Annotated in this window: 17 protein-coding genes; 13 read left to right on the plus strand and 4 right to left on the minus strand. The window is 72.3% G+C overall.

Annotated elements, in window-relative coordinates; all coding sequences use genetic code 11:
* Positions 1 to 8: 8 nt before the first annotated feature.
* Together IM697_RS13430 and IM697_RS13435 are read left to right on the plus strand one after the other, a co-directional pair.
* A complete protein-coding gene (locus IM697_RS13430; RefSeq protein WP_194049698.1) occupies positions 9 to 1,085 on the plus strand; it encodes a FecCD family ABC transporter permease in 1,077 nt (358 codons plus the stop codon).
* Positions 1,082 to 1,963, plus strand: coding sequence for an ABC transporter ATP-binding protein (locus tag IM697_RS13435; RefSeq protein WP_194047885.1), 882 nt, complete (start codon positions 1,082 to 1,084; stop codon positions 1,961 to 1,963). The genes IM697_RS13430 and IM697_RS13435 overlap by 4 nt, the downstream gene beginning before the upstream one ends.
* Here IM697_RS13435 and IM697_RS13440 read toward each other — a convergent pair.
* Positions 1,947 to 2,294 (minus strand): SCP2 sterol-binding domain-containing protein, encoded by a 348-nt coding sequence (locus tag IM697_RS13440; RefSeq protein WP_194047887.1) that lies wholly within the window; start codon positions 2,292 to 2,294, stop codon positions 1,947 to 1,949. The genes IM697_RS13435 and IM697_RS13440 overlap by 17 nt on opposite strands.
* 42 nt (positions 2,295 to 2,336) lie before the next feature.
* Between IM697_RS13440 and IM697_RS13445 the strand changes: the two genes are divergently transcribed.
* The 6 genes from IM697_RS13445 to IM697_RS13470 all read left to right on the plus strand — a co-directional run bounded on the left by IM697_RS13445 (position 2,337) and on the right by IM697_RS13470 (position 8,332).
* Entirely contained in the window at positions 2,337 to 2,651 is a 315-nt protein-coding gene (locus tag IM697_RS13445; RefSeq protein WP_194047889.1) for a hypothetical protein, read from the plus strand.
* A gap of 7 nt (positions 2,652 to 2,658) precedes the next feature.
* Positions 2,659 to 3,474 carry a TlyA family RNA methyltransferase gene (locus IM697_RS13450; protein WP_194047891.1) on the plus strand — a complete coding sequence of 272 codons (816 nt, stop codon included), beginning with the start codon at positions 2,659 to 2,661 and terminating at the stop codon, positions 3,472 to 3,474.
* Positions 3,471 to 4,376, plus strand: coding sequence for an NAD kinase (locus tag IM697_RS13455; protein ID WP_194047893.1), 906 nt, complete (start codon positions 3,471 to 3,473; stop codon positions 4,374 to 4,376). Before IM697_RS13450 ends, IM697_RS13455 begins: the two co-directional genes overlap by 4 nt.
* Before the next feature lie 79 nt (positions 4,377 to 4,455).
* Entirely contained in the window at positions 4,456 to 6,174 is a 1,719-nt protein-coding gene (gene recN, locus IM697_RS13460; protein WP_194049699.1) for a DNA repair protein RecN, read from the plus strand.
* Between the two features lie 30 nt (positions 6,175 to 6,204).
* Entirely contained in the window at positions 6,205 to 6,957 is a 753-nt protein-coding gene (locus IM697_RS13465; RefSeq protein ID WP_194047895.1) for a hypothetical protein, read from the plus strand.
* Between the two features lie 238 nt (positions 6,958 to 7,195).
* On the plus strand, positions 7,196 to 8,332 hold the full coding sequence (locus tag IM697_RS13470; protein WP_194047897.1) for a glycosyltransferase family 4 protein: 1,137 nt from the start codon (positions 7,196 to 7,198) through the stop codon (positions 8,330 to 8,332).
* A 7-nt stretch (positions 8,333 to 8,339) separates the two neighbouring features.
* Here the strand turns inward: IM697_RS13470 and IM697_RS13475 are convergent, their stop codons facing one another.
* Entirely contained in the window at positions 8,340 to 9,983 is a 1,644-nt protein-coding gene (locus IM697_RS13475; protein WP_194047899.1) for a PucR family transcriptional regulator, read from the minus strand.
* Positions 9,984 to 10,066: 83 nt separating this feature from the next.
* On the opposite strand from IM697_RS13475, the gene IM697_RS13480 reads away from it, so the two are divergent.
* A complete protein-coding gene (locus IM697_RS13480) occupies positions 10,067 to 11,026 on the plus strand; it encodes an LLM class F420-dependent oxidoreductase (RefSeq protein WP_194047901.1) in 960 nt (319 codons plus the stop codon).
* On the opposite strand, the gene IM697_RS13485 is transcribed toward IM697_RS13480, so the two are convergent.
* The gene (locus tag IM697_RS13485; protein WP_194047903.1) at positions 11,013 to 12,395 is read right to left on the minus strand and encodes an FAD-binding oxidoreductase; all 1,383 of its coding nucleotides are present in this window, start codon (positions 12,393 to 12,395) and stop codon (positions 11,013 to 11,015) included. The two genes, IM697_RS13480 and IM697_RS13485, sit on opposite strands and share 14 nt — an antisense overlap.
* 69 nt (positions 12,396 to 12,464) lie before the next feature.
* Entirely contained in the window at positions 12,465 to 14,267 is a 1,803-nt protein-coding gene (locus IM697_RS13490; protein WP_194049700.1) for a glycoside hydrolase family 15 protein, read from the minus strand.
* 497 nt (positions 14,268 to 14,764) lie between these two features.
* Between IM697_RS13490 and IM697_RS13495 the strand changes: the two genes are divergently transcribed.
* The 4 genes from IM697_RS13495 to ald all read left to right on the plus strand — a co-directional run bounded on the left by IM697_RS13495 (position 14,765) and on the right by ald (position 20,779).
* A complete protein-coding gene (locus tag IM697_RS13495) occupies positions 14,765 to 16,432 on the plus strand; it encodes a CTP synthase (protein WP_194047905.1) in 1,668 nt (555 codons plus the stop codon).
* Positions 16,433 to 16,531: 99 nt separating this feature from the next.
* On the plus strand, positions 16,532 to 17,158 hold the full coding sequence (locus IM697_RS13500; RefSeq protein WP_194047907.1) for an NUDIX domain-containing protein: 627 nt from the start codon (positions 16,532 to 16,534) through the stop codon (positions 17,156 to 17,158).
* Between the two features lie 273 nt (positions 17,159 to 17,431).
* Entirely contained in the window at positions 17,432 to 19,519 is a 2,088-nt protein-coding gene (locus IM697_RS13505) for a tetratricopeptide repeat protein (protein WP_194047909.1), read from the plus strand.
* Between the two features lie 135 nt (positions 19,520 to 19,654).
* Positions 19,655 to 20,779, plus strand: coding sequence for an alanine dehydrogenase (gene ald, locus IM697_RS13510; protein WP_194047911.1), 1,125 nt, complete (start codon positions 19,655 to 19,657; stop codon positions 20,777 to 20,779).
* The last annotated feature ends 193 nt before the right edge of the window (positions 20,780 to 20,972 follow it).

The raw sequence follows: 20,972 nt of genomic DNA on the forward strand, positions 1-20,972 counted from the left end.
ACACCGCCGTGCGGAGCGCGGCGAAGACCCCCCGCGCACCCCGCGCCACCCGCGCCAACCGTGCCGTGCGCACGCCGGGCGGGCTCTCCGTCCGCCTGGACGTGCGGGCGCTGACCGTCGTCGTCCTGCTGGTGCTGGCCGCGCTCACCGCGAGCGTCGTACTGATCGGCACCGGCGACTTCCCGATGGGGGCCGGCGACGTACTGAAGACGCTGTTGGGGGACGGCAACGCCGGGCAGGAGTTCATCGTCAACGAACTGCGGCTGCCGCGGGTGCTGGTCGGGCTCCTGGTCGGGGCCTCGCTCGGCCTCGGCGGCGCGCTGTTCCAGGCGCTGTCCCGCAACCCGCTGGGCAGCCCGGACATCCTCGGTCTCGGACAGGGGGCCACGACCGGGGCGCTCGTGGTGATCGTGCTGTTCTCCGGGAACGCCGGACAGGTCACCGTCGGCGCGCTGCTCGGCGGACTCGGGACCGGTCTCGCCATCTATCTGCTCGCCTGGAAGCGGGGCGTGCACGGATATCGGCTGGTCCTGGTCGGTATCGGCATGTCCGCGATCATGACGGCGGTCAACGGCTATCTGCTGACCAAGGCCGATCTGGTCGACGCGGCCCGCGCGGTGGTGTGGATGACCGGCTCCCTCAGCGGCCGTGACTGGGCCCAGGTCTGGCCGCTGCTCGCAGTGTGCGCCGTCCTCGTACCGCTCGTCCTCGGCAATGCGCGAGCGCTGCGGATGATGGAGATGGGCGACGACGTCTCCTACGCCCTCGGAGTGCGTGTCGAACGCGTACGACTGCTGCTGATGCTGGCCGCCGTGCTGCTCACCGCGGCCGCCACCGCGGCCGCCGGCCCCGTCAGCTTCGTGGCGCTCACCGCCCCGCAGCTCGCCCGGCGCCTGACCCGCTCACCCGGGCCGAATCTGCTGCCCTCCCTGTGCATGGGCGCCGCCCTGCTGGTCACCGCCGACTGGACCTCCCAGCGGGTCTTCGGCGCCGACCAGATGCCCGTCGGCGTGGTCACGGGCGTGCTCGGCGGCGTGTACCTGCTCTGGCTGCTGGTCACCGAGCGCAAGGCGGGCCGGATATGAGCGCCGGCAGCACCGACAAGAACAGCAGTGGGCCGAACCACCGAAGGAGCACCGTGAACCGCCTGTCCGCCGACACCGTCACCCTCGCCTACGACCAGCGGGTCATCGCCGAGCAGTTGTCGGTGGAGATACCCGACAACTCCTTCACCGTGATCGTCGGCCCCAACGCGTGCGGCAAGTCCACGCTGCTGCGGGCGCTGTCCCGGATGCTCAAGCCCAGCCAGGGCCGGGTCCTGCTGGACGGGCAGGTCATCCAGTCGATGCCGGCGAAGAAGGTCGCGCGCACGCTGGGGCTGCTGCCGCAGTCGTCGATCGCGCCGGACGGGATCACCGTCGCCGACCTGGTGGGCCGCGGCCGGTATCCGCACCAGGGGATCCTGCGCCAGTGGTCGACCGAGGACGAGCGGGTCGTCCAGGAGTCGATGGAGCAGACCGGGGTCGCCGAACTCGCGGATCGCTATGTCGACGAACTGTCCGGCGGTCAGCGCCAGCGCGTGTGGATCGCGATGGCGCTCGCCCAGCAGACGCCGCTGCTGCTGCTCGACGAGCCGACGACCTACCTCGACATCCAGCACCAGATCGACGTCCTCGACCTGTGCGCCCAGTTGCACGAGGAGCAGGGGCGCACGCTGGTCGCCGTGCTGCACGACCTCAACCACGCCGCCCGCTACGCCACCCACCTCATCGCCCTGCGCGGCGGGGCGGTCATCGCCGAGGGCGCGCCCAACGACATCGTCACGGCCGAGCTGGTCGAGGAGGTCTTCGGGCTGCGGTGCCAGGTCATCGACGACCCGGAGACGGGGACGCCGCTGGTGGTGCCGGCCGCGCGCAAGGCGCGCGGAGAGGCCGAGAAGGTGGCGGCTACAGAAGCTTCCTGAGCAGCAGCAGGTCGCGCACGCCCGCGTGCAGCTTCACCCGGCCCGAGCCCCAGGCCTTGGCGAAGTGCAGCTCGCCGTCGACCAGGGCGACCAGGTCGTCGCCGGTCATGCTCAGTCTGATCTGAGCCTTCTCGCGGGGCGGGCCCTGGAGGGTGTCGTGGACCTGGATCCGGCCGCCCGCCATGCGGCCGGCGAACGTGACGTCCAGGTCGGTGATGTGGCAGCTCACCGAGCGGTCCAGGGCAGCGGCCGTGCGGACGTCCCCTTCGGCGTGCTGCATGCTGTCCGAGAGCTTTTCGAGTGCGGCGCGGCACTCCTCGATCGTGGCCATCGCGATCGACGGTACCCCAGCGGTTCGGGGTAGCGTCTGGGCATGAGCGACACGGTTCCGGAGACGGAGATCCCGGCGGTCCCGCAGGAGCAGGCGGAGGCACAGGCCGAAGCCGTGGTCGAACCCGAGTACGACCCGGCCGCCCCCGCCCCGCTGAACGTCCCCCGCACGCCCACCGGCAACGCCGAGGTCGACGCCCAGCTCGAGCGGCTCGGGGACACCGACCACCTCGCCACCGACGGGCACCTCGAGGTGTACGAGGATGTACACCGGGGGCTGCGCGACACGCTGACCGCGCTCGACGCCCGCCCGGGACCCCCGGCGCCCTCACCGTCGTACGGACAACACAGGAGCTGAACCGAACGTGGCAGGAGTCGCACGCCGCCGTCTCGACGCGGAGCTGGTCCGCCGGAAGCTCGCGCGCTCGCGTGAGCACGCCAGCCAGCTGATCGCCGCCGGGCGGGTCACCGTCGGCAAGACCGTCGCGACCAAACCCGCCACACAGGTGGAGACGGCGGCGGCGATCGTCGTCCAGGCCGACGACAGCGATCCTGAGTACGTCTCGCGGGGCGGGCACAAGCTCGCCGGCGCGCTGGAGGTGTTCGTGCCTCAGGGGCTCGCGGTGGAAGGGCGGCGGGCGCTGGACGCTGGCGCCTCCACCGGGGGTTTCACCGATGTGCTGCTGCGGTCGGGAGCCGCCCATGTCGTCGCCGTCGACGTCGGATACGGACAACTCGCCTGGAGTCTCCAAAGCGATGAACGCGTCACCGTCAAGGACCGTACGAACGTACGCGAGTTGACGCTCGAAGCGATCGATGGGGAACCAGTGGATCTTGTCGTGGGGGATCTGTCGTTCATCCCGCTCGGACTGGTGCTGCCCGCCCTGGTGCGGTGCGTGAAGCCGGACGCCGATCTGGTGATGATGGTCAAGCCGCAGTTCGAGGTGGGGAAGGAACGGCTGGGCAGTGGGGGAGTCGTACGGAGTCCGCAACTGCGGGCGGAGGCCGTGCGCGGTGTTGCCGAGAAGGCGTGGGAACTCGGGCTCGGAGTGAAGGGGGTCACGGCGAGTCCGTTGCCCGGACCCTCCGGGAATGTCGAGTACTTTCTGTGGCTGTGCGCCGGGGCGCCCGCCCTGGACCCGGCCGACGTTGACCGTGCAGTGGCGGAGGGGCCGCGTTGATGCAGAACCGAGCTCGTACTGTTTTTCTCCTCGCCCACACGGGGCGGCCGGCGGCGATTCGCAGCGCCGAGCTGGTGGTCAAGGGACTGCTGCGGTCGGGGATCGGCGTGCGGGTGCTGGAGGCGGAGGCCGAGGACCTGCCGCTGCCTGACGAGGTGAAACTCGTCAAGGAGGCGACGCCGCAGTGCCTCGACGGGTGCGAACTGCTCATCGTGCTGGGCGGCGACGGCACGCTGCTGAGGGGCGCCGAGTTCGCCCGGGCGTCCGGGGTGCCGATGCTGGGCGTGAACCTCGGGCGGGTCGGGTTCCTCGCGGAGGCCGAGCGGGACGATCTCGACAAGGTCGTCGACCGGGTCGTGACCAAGGCGTACGAGGTCGAGGAGCGGATGACCGTCGATGTCGTCGTGCATCAGAACGGCGACATCGTGCACACGGACTGGGCGCTGAACGAGGCGGCCGTGCAGAAGGCCGGGGCCGAGAAGCTCCTCGAGGTCGTGCTGGAGATCGACGGGCGCCCGGTGACCGGGTTCGGGTGCGACGGGATCGTGCTGTCCACCCCCACCGGGTCCACGGCCTACGCCTTCTCCGCGGGCGGGCCCGTGGTGTGGCCCGAGGTCGAGGCGCTGCTGATGGTGCCGATCAGCGCGCATGCGTTGTTCGCCAAGCCGTTGGTGACGTCGCCGGACTCCGTGCTGGCGGTGGAGGTGCTGCCGCACATCCCGCCGGGGGTGCTGTGGTGTGACGGGCGGCGGACCATCGAGCTGCCGCCGGGGGCGCGGGTCGAGGTGCGGCGGGGGGCCGTGCCGGTGCGACTGGCTCGGTTGCATCACGCCTCGTTCACGGACCGGCTGGTGGCGAAGTTCGCGCTGCCGGTCTCCGGATGGCGGGGCGCGCCTCATTAGGCGTTGCACTCGCGTGGGTGACAGGGTGCCTCGCACTCGGGTGGCTCCACCTCGTAAGGTCGTGTCCGTGTTGGAGGAGATGCGGATACGGTCGCTCGGAGTCATCGACGACGCGGTCGTCGAGCTGTCGCCCGGATTCACCGCGGTCACGGGTGAGACGGGCGCGGGCAAGACCATGGTGGTCACCAGCCTGGGGCTGTTGCTCGGCGGGCGCGCGGACGCCGCGCTCGTGCGGATCGGGGCCGAGAAGGCGGTCGTGGAGGGGCGGATCAGCGTCCCCCAGGGCACCTCGGCCGTCGTGCGCGCCGAGGAGGCCGGGGCCGAGCTCGACGACGGGGCGCTGCTGATCAGCCGTACCGTTTCCGCCGAAGGGCGGTCCCGGGCGCACCTCGGCGGGCGCAGCGTGCCCGTGGGGATGCTGGCCGAGCTCGCCGACGAACTGGTGGCCGTGCACGGGCAGACCGATCAGCAGGGCCTGCTGAAGCTGTCCCGGCAGCGGCAGGCGCTCGACCGGTACGCCGGGGACGCCGTCGCCGTGCCGCTCGCCAAGTACGGCGAGGCGTACCGGCGGTTGCGGGCGGTGTCGGTCGAGCTCGACGAGATCGTCACGCGTGCGCGTGAGCGGGCCCAGGAAGCCGACATGCTGCGGTTCGGACTCGACGAGATCGCCGGAGTCGAGCCGCGTGCCGGGGAGGACGTGGAACTCGCGGAGGAGGCCGAGCGGCTCGGGCACGCGGAGGCCCTGTCGTCCGCCGCCACGGCCGCCCACGCCGCCCTCGCCGGCAACCCGGAGGACCCCGAGGGCATCGACGCGGCCACGCTCGTCGCCGGTGCGCAGCGGGCGCTGGACGCCGTACGGTCGCACGACCCGGCGCTGGCCGCGCTCGGCGACCGGATCGGGGAGATCGGGATCCTGCTCGGCGATGTCGCCGGGGAGTTGGCGGGCTACGCCGACGACCTGGACGCCGATCCCCTGCGGCTCGCGGCCGTCGAGGAGCGGCGGGCCGCGCTGAACGGGCTCACACGCAAGTACGGCGAGAACATCGCCGCCGTGCTCGCCTGGGCCGAGGAGGGCGGCACCCGGCTGACCGAGCTGGACAGCGACGACGACCGGATCGGGGAGCTGACCGCCGAGCGGGACGCGCTGCGGACCGAGCTGGGCGGGCTTGCGCAGGCGCTGACCGATGCGCGCACCGAGGCCGCCGAGCGGTTCGCGGCGGCCGTGACCGCGGAGCTGGCGTCCCTGGCGATGCCGCACGCGCGCGTGTCCTTCGCCATCCGGCAGACCGAGGACCCGGACGGTGTGGAGGTCGGCGGTCGCCCCGTCGCCTACGGGCCGTCGGGCGTGGACGAGGTCGAGCTGCTGCTCGCCCCGCACCCGGGGGCGCCGCCCCGGCCGATCGCCAAGGGCGCGTCCGGCGGTGAGCTCTCGCGCGTGATGCTCGCCGTCGAGGTTGTGTTCGCCGGGACCGATCCCGTGCCGACGTATCTCTTCGACGAGGTCGACGCAGGCGTCGGCGGCAAGGCGGCCGTGGAGATCGGCCGGCGGCTCGCCCGGCTGGCCAAGTCCGCGCAGGTGGTCGTGGTGACCCACCTGCCGCAGGTGGCCGCCTTCGCCGACCGGCAGTTGCTCGTCGAGAAGACCAACGACGGGTCGGTCACCCGGTCCGGAGTGAAGGTCCTGGAGGGCGAGGAGCGGGTCCGGGAGCTTTCTCGGATGCTGGCGGGGCAGGAGGACTCCGAGACCGCCCGGGCGCATGCGGAGGAACTGCTGGAGACGGCTCGGGCGGACGTGTAGGCCCGAGTCCGGGGGCCGTAGGGTGTCCGGATGATCAAGCCAGCCGTCTCCTTCGGCCTCTCCGCCGCCCTCACCCGCGTCGCCGCCGGCGCCCTGCGCGCCAAGGCCCCAGGCGGCCGTGACCGCTGGGAGCGGAAGAACCACGCCGGGCGGAGCGTGGAGTTGTACGCCGGTCCCGCCTCGGCGCTGGCCGTAGCGGTCGGGGCCGGGCGGGTGTCGCCCGCCGCCGGGGTCGCGGTGGCCGTCGCGGGGATCTGCGGGGCGTACGACGACGTCGCCGGGGCCGGTGATCCGCGCAGCGGGTTCCGGGCGCATCTCGGTGCCCTGCGCGGCGGGGAAGTCACCAGCGGGGCCGTGAAGTTGTTCGGGATCTCGGCCGCCGGGCTGCTCGCGGGGGCGTTCCTGAAGGAGCGGCCCCTGGACAAGCTGCTCGCGGGCGTGGTCATCGCCGGGGCTGCCCACTTCGTCAATCTCGTCGACGTACGGCCGGGCAGGGCCGCCGCGACGGTGCTCGCCCTCGGCGCGCCGGGGCTGCTGCGCCGAGGGCCCGGCGCCGAGGTCGCCGCCACCGCCATGGGCGCCGCAGCGGCAGTGCTGCCCGACGACCTCGGGGAACGGGTGATGATCGGCGACACCGGGGCGCATGCGCTGGGCGCGGCCCTGGGCGCCGCCGTCGTCGCGGGGAACCGGCGTGCGGGGCTGGTCGCGCACGCCGCGGCCGTCGTGGCCGCGGCGGTGTACGGCGACCAAGTGAGCGAGGCCGCGCGCGGAGCGGGTCGGTGATGTGCGCCACGCGCGCGTGTTCGTGCACCATCGCCACCCGGGCTCACTCTTGCAGGTGACTCCGGCCGCCGAGTTGCCCGCCCTCCGCCCTCCCGGCGTTCCCGGAACGGCCGTGCGTCCTGGCATCCTTGGCGTACACACGTCGTACGCGTAGGGATCCGCGCGGTACACCCCCTCCGCCCGATCCTTCTGTACGTTCTTCGTGACCGTCCCACCCACGACCAGGAGCCCCGGCCACGTGACCCCCGTGAGCAGCCACTCACCGCACGGCCAGTCGTCGCTGCGCACCGTGCAGGTGCTGGGCGGCGGCAACGCCGGCAGTAGCGCGCATGTGCGATCGCTGGCCTCGGGGCTGGTGGCGCGGGGCGTGCGGGTCACGGTGTGCGCCCCCGTCGAGGCCGATCACCTCTACGACTTCACGGGTGCCGGCGCCGAACATGTGCATGTGCCGCGCAGCAGCGATCCCGCCTCCGTGGCCACGCTGCGGGCGGTGTGCGCGGACGCCGACCTCGTGCACGCGCACGGGCTGCACGCCTCCTTCCGCGCGGTGCTGGCACTGAGCGGGCGGCGCACCCCGCTCGTCGTCACCTGGCACGACCGGGCCCACGCCGAGGGCGCCCGCGCCCATCTCGTGCGGCTGTTGGAGCGGCGGGTCGTCAAGGCCGCCTCCGTCGTCCTCGGAACCACCTCGGCCCTGGTCGACCGGGCCCGCAGGACCGGTGCCCGGGACGCACGGCTCGCCGCCGTCGCGCTGCCCGGCCGGCGCCGCCCCGTCGAGCAGGACGACTCCGACCGGCTGCGGCCCAAGGTGCGCGCCGAACTCGGCTCCACCGGGCGGCCGTTGCTCATCGCCGTCGGCTCGCTGGAGCGGCATCGCGGATACGACGTGCTGCTCGACGCCTCGCGCGCGTGGCGCCGGCTCGATCCCGTGCCGCTGGTGGTGATCGCGGGGGAGGGGGCGCTACGGGCCGACCTTCAGCGCCGTATCGAGGACGAGGAGCTGCCCGTGCGGCTCATCGGGCGGCGCGACGACGTCAGCGAACTCCTCGCCGCCGCCGACATCGCGCTGCTGCCCAGCAGTTGGGAGTCGCGGTCCCTCCTCGCGCAGGAGGCCCTCCACGCGCGCGTGCCGCTCGTCGCCACCGACGTGGGAGGCCTGCCGGAACTCCTCGGCGACGCCGCCGAACTCGTCCCGTACGGCGACCCGGACGCCCTCGCCGACGCCGTCGTACGCCTGCTCGGCGACCCCGAGCGACAGGACTTCCTGCGGGAGCGGGGTGTGCGGCAGGCGGCGACCTGGCCGACCGAGGACGAGACCGTGGCCCAAGTGCTCAGTGTCTACGACGAGTTGACGCAGCCGCAGCCCATGATCTAGGCGGCCGCTAGGTGACATGCCTGCGTGCCCGCAGTGCCAGGCTCAACGCCAGCACCGTCTGCGGGTCGTCGAGGTCGGTGCCGAGCAACTCGCCGATGCGGGCGAGGCGGTTGTAGAGCGTCTGCCGGTTGAGGTGCAGCTCACGGGCCGTCTCCGCTTTGCGGCCCGCGTGCGCCAAGTACGTCTCCAGGGTGGGCAGCAGGGGCGGCCGGGACCGGTCGTCGTGGTCGCGCACCGGGCCGATCGCGCGGTCCACGAAGGCCGCGAGGTCGGGATGGTCGCGCAGCCGCCACAGCAGCAGGTCGATGTCCAGGCGGCGGGCGTCGTACCAGGGGCGGTCCGACAGGCCCTGCGCCGCCGTCGCCGTCTCGGCCGCGTGCCTGAGGCCCGCCGAGGCCGCCGCCCAGCCGCCCGCGACCCCGACGACCACGACCGGCGGCCGCGCCCCCGGCCGCTGGACCCCGGCCCGCTCCACGCCCGCCCGCAGCGCCGCCGCGACCCGGTCCGCGACCGCCTCTCGCTCCGCCTCCGCCCGCAGGCCCACCAGCAGCGGGACGCGCCCCTCGACAGGGCGCACGCCCAGCAGGACCGGAACTCCCACGGAGGCCAGCTCCTCGCCGACGGCACGCGCCAGCACCGCCCAACCCCCGTCCGGGGCCGGCGCGTCCCCGAGCCGCATCACGACCGGCAGCAGCGGGCTGTCACCCGGCTTGAAGCCCAGGACGCGCGCCTGCGCGGGGGCGTCCTCGGCGGCGATACGGCCTTCCGCGAGGTCGGTCAGGAAGTCGCCGCGGCCGCGTGCCGCCAGCTCCTCCTCCTGGCGCGCCTGCATCAGCACCACGGCGAGGATGCCGGCGGCCCGTTCGGCGGCGATCCGGTGCACGGGCGCGAGCGGACCCCGCACGGGCAGCAGGGCGAGCCGGGCCCGGACCGACCCCGCTCCCTGGCCGCCGCCCGGCACATCCACCAGCACCGAGCCCGCGGGCGGCGGCGCGTCCTTGTGCGGCCCCCGCAGCCCCTCCCACACCTGCAACGGGTCCGCGCCCTCGGGGCCGGCCCCGGCGGCGTACAGGAGCCGGCCGTCGGTCGCCTCCAGGAAGACCGGGTTGCCGCTGAAGTCCGCCAGGATGCCCAGCACTTGGGGCACTCCGCCGCCGCCGAGCAGGGCCTCGGTGCAGCGGCGGTGCACCTCCTCCGCCCGTTGCAGCAGCGCGTAGTGGCCGTTGACGATCTCGGTGTGGATCTCCTCGGTGACCGTCACGAAGGCGACCTGGCGATGTAGCTGGACGAGCGGGAGACCGGCCGTGCGCGCCGTGTCGACCAGGGCCGAGGGCAGCCGGGTGAAGCGCGTGCCGAGCTCGATGACCAGGGCCGCGATACCGCGCTCGGCCAGGGTGCGCACGAACGCGCGCTGGTCGGCGGGGCGGTTGCCGAGGCCGTAGCCCGTGGTCAGCATCAGCTCCCCGCCCTTGAGCAGGGAGGCGATGTTGGGCACCTCACCCGCGTGCACCCAGCGCACGGTCCGCTCCAGCCGGTCGGCACCCGCGAGTATCTCGGGCAGCCCGCTGCGCAGACCGGGCAGCTCCAGCGCCCGCCGTACCGTGATCCCGGCGCCGTGGGTGTCGAATCCGCTGTTCGTAGCGCTGTCCATGAGCCGGACGCTACCCGTGCGCGGGGTCGCCCGACATCTCCGAACGTGTTCATGGGGGCGGGGCCCGGGGTAGCGGCGTCGGCATGGACTACAGCGTGGTTGCGGTGGCACGGGAGGACGACAGCGCGGTGGAGGAGCCGTTGCGGGTGGCGGTGGTCGCCGACCGGCTCGGATATCGCGAGGTGTGGGCGGGGGAGGGGCCGACGTGGGACTCCTTCGTGCTCGCCACGGCGATCGGGCGGGCCACCGAGCGGGTCGCGCTGACGGCCGGCCCGGTGGCGGTGTCGGTGCGCGAGCCGTTCGGGATCGCGCGGGGTGCCGCGTCGGTCGCGGCCGTCACCGGGCGGCCGGTCGGGGTGGCGCTGGGGACGTCCAGCAAGCGGGTGGTGGAGGGCGTGCACGGGGTGCCGCGGGTGCGGCCCGCGGCGGCGATGGAGGTCTCGGCGGCGGCCGTACGCGGCTTCCTGCACGGCGAGCCCGGCGAACCGGTGGTCCCCGGCAGCAGCTTCCGGCGCCGTCTGGAGCCGCCCGGCGGTCCGCTCACCGTGGCGGCGTTCGGGGACCGCGCCATCGCCACGGCGGCCGCGCACGCCGACCGGATGCTGCTCGACCTCGTCTCGCCGGAACAGGTGCGCATGCTGCGGGCCAAGCTCGACGCGGCCGTCGAGCGCGCCGGCCGTTCGTCGCCGCCGACCCTGGCGGCCTGGCTGCCCGCCGCCGTCGATCCCGGCCCCGCCTCCCTCACACAGGTCCTGGGGAGCATCGCCGGGTATCTCACGGTGCCCGGCTACAGCGACATGTTCGAGGCGGCCGGGTTCGGGGAGGCGGTCGAGCTGGCCCGCACCGGAGCCGACGCCGCGACGTTGGCCCGGGCGCTGCCCGCCGAGGCGGCCGGCATGGTCGGGCTGGTGGGTGACCGGGACGCGGTACGCGCGCGTGCCGAGGAGTACGCCGCGGCCGGGCTCGACGAGATCGCCCTCGTCCCGGCGACGGCGGGCGACCCGGGCGGGGAGCGGACGCTGACCGCGCTCAGGCCGGCCTGATGTTGTGGTTGAACCGGAAGACGTTGTCCGGGTCGTAGCGGCGCTTGAGATCCGCGAGCCTTCGCGTGTTCTCGGCACCCAGACCGGCCACCACCCGCTCCGCGCCCTCGTCGCCGATGAAGTTCAGATAGACCGCGCCGCTGCTCCACGGCCGGACCTCGGCGCGCACGTCACGCACCCACCGCACGCACCGCTCGTCGTCCGCCGGGTCCTGCCACATGCCGTAGGGATGCACCGCCCAGGGCGCGTCCCGGTAGGGCACCGGGTACTCGTGCGGTCCCGCGGCGATGGCGCCGCCCTGCGGCAGCAGCACGTGCTGGGTGCCGGTCGGCACCGGCACGGACCGCCCGGCCGCGCAGTAGACGTCGACGAGGTCGTCCGGCGCGCCCGTCAGGTACTCCGCCGACCAGTAGTGCCGCATGCCGGGCGGGTCGTCGATCATGCACTGCACGTCGGCGTACGGCATGGCTCCGACGATCTCCGCCTCGTGCTCCAGCGCCAGCAGCGGTTCGGCGTACTTGCGCATGTCCTGCTCGGCACCGGCGTACGTCATCAGCACACCGCACACCCGCGCGCCGACCAGGGACGGCGGTACGAACTCCTCGGGCGGCCCGGTGAAGTACAGCACCCCGCCGCTCACCTCGTCGGGGCCGGACTCGATCACGTCGCGGAAGGTGCGCACGGCATCGGGTCCGGACTCCGGCCGGAACAGCAGCAGCGCGACGGCGAACTCGGGCAGCTCGTGCAGCTTCAGCGTGAGCGCGGTGGCGATGCCGAAGTTGCCGCCGCCCCCGTGCAGGGCCCAGAACAGGTCGGGGTTCTCGTCCGCGTTCGCGTGGACCCGGCTGCCGTCGGCGGTGACCAGCTCCACGCCGAGCAGATTGTCCACGGCGAGCCCGCACCAGCGGTCCAGCCAGCCCGTGCCGCCGCCGAGGACGAAGCCGCCGACTCCGGTGGTCGAGGCCCGGCCGCCGGTGGTGGCCAGGCCGTACGGCTGGGTGGCGCGGTCCAGGTCGCTCATCGTGGCGCCGCCCGCGATCCGTACCGCCTCGGCCGCGGGGTGGACGGTGACCGCGCGCATATGGCGCAGGTCGACGACCAGACCGTTGTCGTTCAGCGCCATGCCCGCCACGCTGTGCCCGCCGCCGCGGACCGCGATGTTGAGGTCCAGCTCGCGGCCGAAGCGCACGGCCCGTACGACGTCGTCCTCGTCCACGCACTGGGCGATCACCGCAGGACGACGGTCGATCATGGTGTTGAAGACCACCCGGGCGTCGTCGTAACCGACGTCCCCGGGGGCGAACACATCACCGGCGAGATCCTCGCGCAACGCGGCGAGGGCCGCGCCCGCCTTCGAGTGGGAAGCCATGGCAGCCCCCTTCCGACAAGGGGCGATCGCTTCCTTCCAGGCTAGGCAGGCGCGTCACGTCCGTCCTGTTCAGCCGCCGTATGCGCCGGACGCCGTCAGCCGCAGGGCCGTGTCGATCAGCGGGACGTGGCTGAAGGCCTGCGGGAAGTTGCCGACCTGGCGCTGCAGGCGCGGGTCCCACTCCTCGGCCAGCAGACCGAGGTCGTTGCGCAGCGACAGCAGCTTCTCGAACAGCTTGCGGGCCTCGTCGACGCGGCCGATCATCGCCAGGTCGTCCGCCATCCAGAACGAGCAGGCGAGGAAGGCGCCCTCGTCGCCGGGGAGGCCGTCGACGCCGGTGCTCTCGCCCTCCGTGGGGTAGCGCAGGATGAAGCCGTCCGAGGTGGACAGCTCGCGCTGGATCGCCTCGATGGTGCCGATGACGCGCTTGTCGTCCGGCGGCAGGAAGCCCATCTGCGGGATCAGCAGCAGCGAGGCGTCCAGTTCCTTGGAGCCGTACGACTGCGTGAAGGTGTTGCGCTCCTTGTCGTAGCCCTTCTCGCACACGTCCCGGTGGATCTCGTCGCGCAGTTCCTTCCAGCGCTCCAGCGGGCCGTCCGCGTCACCGGACTCGATCAGCTTGATGGTGCGGTCGACGGCGACCCAGGCCATCACCTTGGAGTGCACGAAGTGGCGGCGCGGGCCGCGCACCTCCCAGATGCCCTCGTCCGGCTCCTGCCAGTGGTCCTCCAGGTAGCGGATGAGCTTGAGCTGGAGCAGGGAGGCGTAGTCGTTGCGGGCCAGGCCCGTCATGTGCGCCAGGTGCAGGGCCTCGGTGACCTCGCCGTACACGTCGAGCTGGAGCTGGTGCGCGGCGCCGTTGCCGACCCGCACCGGCGCGGAGCTCTCGTAGCCGGGCAGCCAGTCCAGCTCGGCCTCGCCCAGCTCGCGCTCGCCGGCGATGCCGTACATGATCTGCAGGTTCTCCGGGTCGCCCGCGACCGCCCGCAGCAGCCACTCCCGCCAGGAGCGGGCCTCCTCGCGGTAGCCGGTGCGCAGCAGCGAGGACAGGGTGATCGCCGCGTCGCGCAGCCAGGTGTAGCGGTAGTCCCAGTTGCGCACGCCGCCGATCTCCTCCGGCAGCGAGGTGGTGGGCGCGGCGACGATGCCGCCCGTCGGGGCGTACGTCAGCGCCTTCAGCGTGATCAGCGAGCGGATCACCGCCTCGCGGTAGGGGCCGTGGTACGTGCAGTGCTCGACCCACTCCCGCCAGAAGTCCTCCGTCGCCTCCAGCGAGGTCTCCGGCTCCGGCAGCGGCGGCGGCTCCTTGTGCGAGGGCTGCCAGGAGATGGTGAACGCGTAGCGGTCGCCGGGCGCGACCGTGAAGTCGGAGTACGTGGTCAGCGACTTGCCGTACGTCTCGCGCTCGGTGTCGTACCAGACCGAGTCCGGGCCGGCGACGGCGACCGTGCGCCCGTCGTGCTTGTGCACCCACGGCACGACCCGGCCGTAGGAGAAACGCATCCTGAGGGCCGAGCGCATCGGCACCCGGCCCGAGACGCCCTCCACGATGCGGATCAGCTGGGGCGCGCCGTCACGCGGGGGCATGAAGTCGATCACCCGGACCGTGCCGCGTGGCGTGTCCCACTCGGACTCCAGGATCAGGGAGTCGCCGCGGTAGCTGCGCCGGGCCGCGGTGGGCGGTGGGGAGTCGGAGGCGTGTGCGGGGCCGAGCCGCCAGAAGCCGTGTTCCTCGGTGCCCAGCAGGCCGGCGAAGATGGCATGCGAGTCGAAGCGGGGCAGGCACAGCCAGTCCACCGTGCCGTCCCGGCAGACCAGTGCGGCGGTCTGCATGTCTCCGATGAGTGCGTAGTCTTCGATGCGCCCGGCCACGTGCAACTCCAGTCGAACGGCCACGTCACCCCCTTCTGACAACAAGGGGGCTCTCGCTAGTGCGGTCAAGGGGTGGTTGTAATACGTCGTTGAGCGATGAAGCAAAGCAGTCGTTTCCGCCGTGAGGCAAAACGCCAGTCTGTTCTCAACAATCTCTGCTCAACGAACTGACGAGCTCTCGTTGTTCCGGGTGCGACGGGCGGGGGTGGTGCCGTGTTGGCCGGCCGGGCTCGGCAGCGAATGTCCGAGCAGGATACGACGCACGTAGATGATCTGTGTGCCGCTCCGGGCAACCCGGGTCGGCCGAACGGGTGAGCAAAGGGTGACCGATGGGTGGGAAGCCCGCAGAGCGTGCGGATCCGTGCCCGCTCATGTGCGGAGCGTGGCCGGAAGCCATCGCCCTCGGTCGCTGATACCCTGGTAGCCCGTGGACCGGTGGGCGTGAAGACCCCCGAACCGCACTTCAAGATCGCGACCACGGGAGCCCCCCTTTGGCCATGCCGCCCGCTGCTTTTCGACGCAATGCAGCCACGACGACCAAGCACATCTTCGTCACCGGGGGTGTCGCCTCCTCGCTCGGCAAGGGCCTGACGGCCTCCAGCCTCGGCATGCTGCTCAAGGCACGGGGTCTGCGTGTGGTGATGCAGAAGCTGGACCCGTACCTCAATGTCGACCCTGGCACGATGAACCCCTTCCAGCACGGTGAGGTGTTCGTCACCAACGACGGCGCCGAGACCGATCTGGACATCGGCCACTACGAGCGGTTCCTCGACCGCGATCTGGACGGCTCGGCGAACGTCACCACCGGCCAGGTGTACTCGACCGTGATCGCCAAGGAGCGGCGCGGCGAGTACCTCGGCGACACCGTGCAGGTCATCCCGCACATCACCAACGAGATCAAGCACCGCATCCGCCGCATGGCGACCGACGAGGTCGACGTCGTGATCACGGAGGTCGGCGGCACGGTCGGCGACATCGAGTCGCTGCCGTTCCTGGAGACCGTCCGCCAGGTCCGGCACGAGGTCGGCCGGGACAACGTCTTTGTGGTCCATATCTCCCTCCTGCCCTACATCGGACCCTCGGGAGAGCTGAAGACGAAGCCGACCCAGCACTCGGTTGCGGCCCTGCGGAACATCGGTATTCAGCCAGACGCGATCGTGCTGCGCTGCGACCGTGAGGTGCCCACCGCGATCAAGCGCAAGATCTCCCTGATGTGCGACGTCGACGAGGCCGCCGTGGTCGCCTGCCCCGACGCCCGCTCCATCTACGACATCCCGAAGACAGTGCACGGCGAGGGCCTGGACGCCTATGTCGTCCGCAAGCTGGACCTGCCGTTCCGCGACGTGGACTGGACGACCTGGGACGACCTGCTCGACCGCGTCCACAACCCCGACCACGAGATCACCCTCGCGCTGGTCGGCAAGTACATCGACCTGCCCGACGCCTACCTCTCGGTCACCGAGGCGCTGCGCGCGGGCGGCTTCGCCAACAAGGCCCGCGTGAAGATCAAGTGGGTCACCTCCGACGACTGCAAGACCCCGGCCGGCGCCAAGCAGCAGCTCGCCGACGTGGACGGCATCTGCATCCCGGGCGGCTTCGGCGACCGCGGTGTGCTCGGCAAGGTCGGCGCGATCAAGTACGCCCGCGAGAACAGGATCCCGCTGCTCGGCCTGTGCCTGGGCCTGCAGTGCATCGTGATCGAGGCGGCCCGCCACCTCGCCGACATCTCCGACGCCAACTCCACCGAGTTCGACCCGGCCACCTCCCACCCGGTCATCTCCACCATGGCCGAGCAGCTCGACATCGTCGCCGGTGAGGGCGATATGGGCGGCACCATGCGGCTCGGCATGTACCCGGCCAAGCTGGCCGAGGGCTCCATCGTGCGCGAGGTGTACGACGGCAAGGAGTACGTCGAGGAGCGGCACCGTCACCGGTACGAGGTCAACAACGCCTACCGCGCGGAGCTGGAGAAGAAGGCGGGCATCCAGTTCTCCGGCACGTCGCCCGACGGCAAGCTCGTCGAGTACGTGGAGTACCCGCGCGAGGTCCACCCCTACCTGGTGGCCACGCAGGCCCACCCCGAGCTGCGCTCGCGCCCGACGCGCCCGCACCCGCTGTTCGCGGGCCTCGTGAAGGCCTCGGTCGAGCGCAAGAATTCGAAGTAACACACCAGTTGTACGGTGGCCGGGGTGCAAACCTTCAAAGGGTGGCGCCCCGGTTTTCCTGTGGCGGGCTCTTTTTGAAAGCGTGTGGAAGGGCAGGGCATGACGATCAAGGACACCCCCGAGGAGTGGGAGATCCGGGCGACGGACACCCCCTTCGTGGGCAACAAGACCTCCGTCCGCACGGACGACGTGGTCATGCCCGACGGTTCGGTCGTACGGCGCGACTACCAGGTCCACCCCGGCTCGGTGGCCGTCCTCGCCCTCGACGAGGAGGACCGGGTCCTGCTCATCCGGCAGTACCGCCACCCGGTGCGGCAGAAGCTGTGGGAGATCCCGGCCGGCCTGCTGGACGTCCCCGGCGAGAACCCGCTGCACGCCGCCCAGCGCGAGCTGTACGAGGAGGCGCACGTCAAGGCCGAGGACTGGCGGGTGCTGACCGACGTCTACACCACCCCCGGCGGCTGCGACGAGGCCGTACGGATCTTCCTCGCCCGCGATCTGTCCGAGGCCGACGGAGAGCGCTTCGAGGTGGAGGACGAGGAGGCCGACCTGGAGCACGCGCGCGTGCCGGTCGACGAGCTGGCCCGGGCCGTGCTCGCGGGCGAGCTGCACAACAACTGCCTTGTCGTCGGTGTGCTGTCGCTGGTCGCCGCGCGGGCCTCCGGCGGTCTTGGCGGGTTGCGGTCGGCGGAGGCGGCGTGGCCGGCGCGGCCGTTCGAGGCGTGAGCGCTCCGCTGGGAGGGGCGACGACCAAGGAAGTGCCGCGGCGGTCGTCGTGCGGCTGCGGCGTCGTCGTGGTCGGTCGCGCAGTTCCCCGCGCCCCTGAGGGCGTTGCCGTGACGCCCGATTGATGGTGCCGGTCCTACCATCTGCTGATCCGGTCGGGGGATGTGTCCGCCGTGCTGCGCCCGGATCGTCGCAGAGCGTGAACTAGGCTCTGGAATGGCCCTGGCCGGAGTCCCGGCGGGCTTGCGTGTGCGTGGGACGGGAGCGTGGCCCGTGACGGATCAGGTGGTGGACACAGACGGCGTGCAGGCGTCGGCACGGACCTTGGACGCGCACCAATTCCTCGGCCGCACCCGCGAATTGAAGGAGCTCCGCGCCGACATCGAGCGCGCGGGCCTGGACACCCTCTCCGGCCGCAAGGCGCCACGCGCGCGCGTGCTGCTCATCGCGGGCCGCCCCGGCTCGGGCCGCACCGCGCTCGCCGAGGAGCTGGCACGCCAGGTGGCGGACCGCTATGCGGACGGCGTGCTGCGCGCCCGGCTCACCGACCCCGACGGCACCCCCGTCCCCGTCGGGCGCACCGCCCGCGAACTGCTCGTCGCCCTGGACCGGCCGACCCCGCCCGGCGCCGCCGAGGACGACCTGACCGCGGCGCTGCGCGAGGCCCTCGCCGACCGCCGGGTCCTGCTGCTGCTCGACGACGCGGCCGAGGCCGGCCAGGTCGACGCCCTGCTGCCGGACAGCCCGGAGTGCCTGGCCGTCGCCGTCTCCGGCGGTCCGCTGACCGGGATCTCGGACGTCAGGCCCTGCACGCTCGGCGGCCTCGACACCAAGTCGGCCGTGGAGCTGCTGTCCCGGCACGCCGGCTCGGTCCGCATCACCGTCGACCCGAGGGCCGCCGAGGGCCTGGTCGAGGTGTGCCAGGGGCAGCCCGCCGCGCTGATGCTGGCCGGCGGCTGGCTCGCCGCCCGGCCCAAGGCCGCCGTCGCCGACCTCGCCAAGCACCTGCGCGCCGAGGGCGAGGAGGGCACCCCGCTCAGCCGGGTCTTCCGCCTCGCCTACGCCGGTCTGCCGACCCCAGCCGCCCGCATACTGCGGCTGCTCTCCCTCGCCCCCGGCGGCCTCGTCGACCCGCACACCGCCTCCGCGCTGGCCGGCTGCTCGGTGGACGGCGCCCACACCACCCTGGACGACTTCGTCGCCCTCGGCCTGCTGCACGCCGTCGACTCGCCGCTGCCCCAGTACGAGGTCCCGGCCTGTCTGCACCCGCTCCTGACGTCCCTCACCGAGACCCAGGACCGCCCCTCCGAGCTGCAGCTCGCCCGCGCCCGGATGCTGGAGCGGACCGTACGGCTGCTGCAGTCCTGCCGGACGATCACCGAGACCGACAGCCCCGAGACCCGGCAGAAACTCCTCGGCATGCCGCGCGCCCTGCGCTTCCCCAACCCCCGGGCCGCCGCGGACTGGCTCGACATCCGCAGGCCCGCCCTGCTGGCCTCGGCCCGTGCGGCGGTCGCCGACGGGGAGCTGGACACCCTCGCCAGACGCCTGATGTCCCAGCTGGTCAGGGCCCTGGTCACGCATTTCGGCACCCAGGCCGCGGCCCCCGAGCTGTACGACGTCCACAGCCTGGTCCTCGATGTGGCCGAGCGCCGGAACCTGCCCCGAGAGAAGGCCGCGGCCCTGCTGAACCTCGGCGACCTCGACGCCCGGACCGGGCGCACCCGGGAGGCACTGGCGCGTTTTCGGGCCGCGCTGGACGCCGGACGGGACGGAAACGACCCGTACGCGGCCGGCCGTGCGATGGAATCCGTAGGCGGCGCCCACCTAGAGCTCGGTGACTACGACCGGGCGGCCGACTGGTTCGGGCGCGCGCTCGCCCAGCGGCTGGCCCGGGCCGAGCGGGCGGACGCCGCCCGGCTGTACGGCCGGATCGCCGAGGCGCACACCTACGCGGGCCGCTACGGCGAGGCGCAGCGGAACTGGCGGGCCGCGGTCTCCGGGCACCGCAAGAACGGCGATGTCGCGGGCCACGCGCGGGCGTTGAGCGAGCTGGCCCGGGTCCAGGAGTACGCCGGGCGGCCCGAGGAGTCGCTGCGCACCTGCCAGGAGGCGGTGGACTGGGCGCGGCGCGCCGAGGACCCACGGCTGCAGGGCGCCCTGTATCTGCGGCTCGCCGACACCCTGGACCGCCTCGGCGATCCCGCGGCGGCGCAGCTGCACCGGGGCGCGGCCCAGCGGATGCTGGGGGAGGAGCCCGAGGGCCCCGATGAGACCGAGTCTGGGCCCCAGCAAGAGGTTTTCGAGCCGGAACCGGAGCCTAGTGCCTGCGAAATCCGTAGTGCATCCATCGAAGATTGATGCAATGAAAGGCTAGACAGCGGGAACACCTTCATTAGACTGGCTCTGCCGCACCTTCTCCTGCGGTGTCTCCCGGTGTGCCCGCGCATGCCTGGGTATGTCTTGTAATGCCCCACACCCTCTGAGCCAAGGACCGTGATCGACGTGAAGGTCGGCATCCCCCGCGAGGTCAAGAACAACGAGTTCCGGGTGGCCATCACCCCTGCCGGCGTGCACGAGCTGGTGCGCCACGGCCACCAGGTAGTCATCGAGCAGGGCGCCGGTGTCGGCTCGTCGATTCCGGACGAGGAGTACGTCGCCGCGGGCGCCCGGATCCTCGGCACCGCCGACGAGGTGTGGGCCACCGCCGACCTGCTGCTGAAGGTCAAGGAGCCCATCGCCGAGGAGTACCACCGCCTCCGCAAGGACCAGACGCTCTTCACCTATCTGCACCTGGCCGCCTCCAGGGAGTGCACGGACGCCCTCGTCGAGTCCGGCACCACGGCCATCGCCTACGAGACCGTCGAGCTGCCCTCCCGGGCCCTGCCGCTGCTCGCCCCGATGTCCGAGGTCGCCGGACGCCTGGCCCCGCAGGTCGGCGCCTACCACCTGATGGCCGCCAACGGCGGGCGCGGTGTGCTGCCCGGCGGTGTCCCGGGTGTGGTGGCCGGCCGGGCCGTCGTCATCGGCGGTGGCGTCTCCGGCTGGAACGCCGCGCAGATCGCCATCGGCATGGGCTTCCACGTCACCCTGCTCGACAAGGACATCAACAAGCTCAAGGAGGCGGACAAGATCTTCGGCACGAAGATCCAGACCGTCGTCTCCAACGCCTTCGAGCTGGAGAAGGCCTGCCTCGAGGCCGACCTCGTCATCGGCGCCGTCCTGATCCCGGGCGCCAAGGCCCCGAAGCTGGTCACCAACGAGCTGGTCTCCCGGATGAAGCCGGGAAGTGTCCTTGTCGACATCGCGATCGACCAGGGCGGCTGCTTCGAGGACTCCCGCCCGACGACCCACGCCGAGCCGACCTTCCCGGTCCACAACTCGGTCTTCTACTGCGTCGCCAACATGCCCGGCGCGGTGCCCAACACCTCCACCTACGCGCTCACCAACGCCACGCTGCCCTACATCGTCGAGCTCGCGAACAAGGGCTGGGTCGAGGCGCTGCGCCGTGACCCGGCGCTGGCCAGGGGCCTCAACACGCATGACGGCAAGGTGGTTTACCGGGAGGTCGCGGAGGCGCACGGACTGGAGCACGTGGAGCTCGAATCACTGCTCGGCTGAGCCGTTCGGCTAAGTCACTTTCTGGTAAAGGCGATACGTCAACACGAGTCGTCAACCGTACACACCCGGCCGGACCTTGCCCGAAAAGGTCCGGCCGGATGTGTGTATGGTCACTTTGCGACTCTCGGTCAACTCGCCTCGAACGCAACCCTTCGGGCGATTCGCACACCGGTGAAACCTGCTGTGCGACGGC

It is taken from the genome of Streptomyces ferrugineus (assembly GCF_015160855.1).
GTDB classification, from domain to species: Bacteria; Actinomycetota; Actinomycetes; order Streptomycetales; family Streptomycetaceae; genus Streptomyces; species Streptomyces ferrugineus.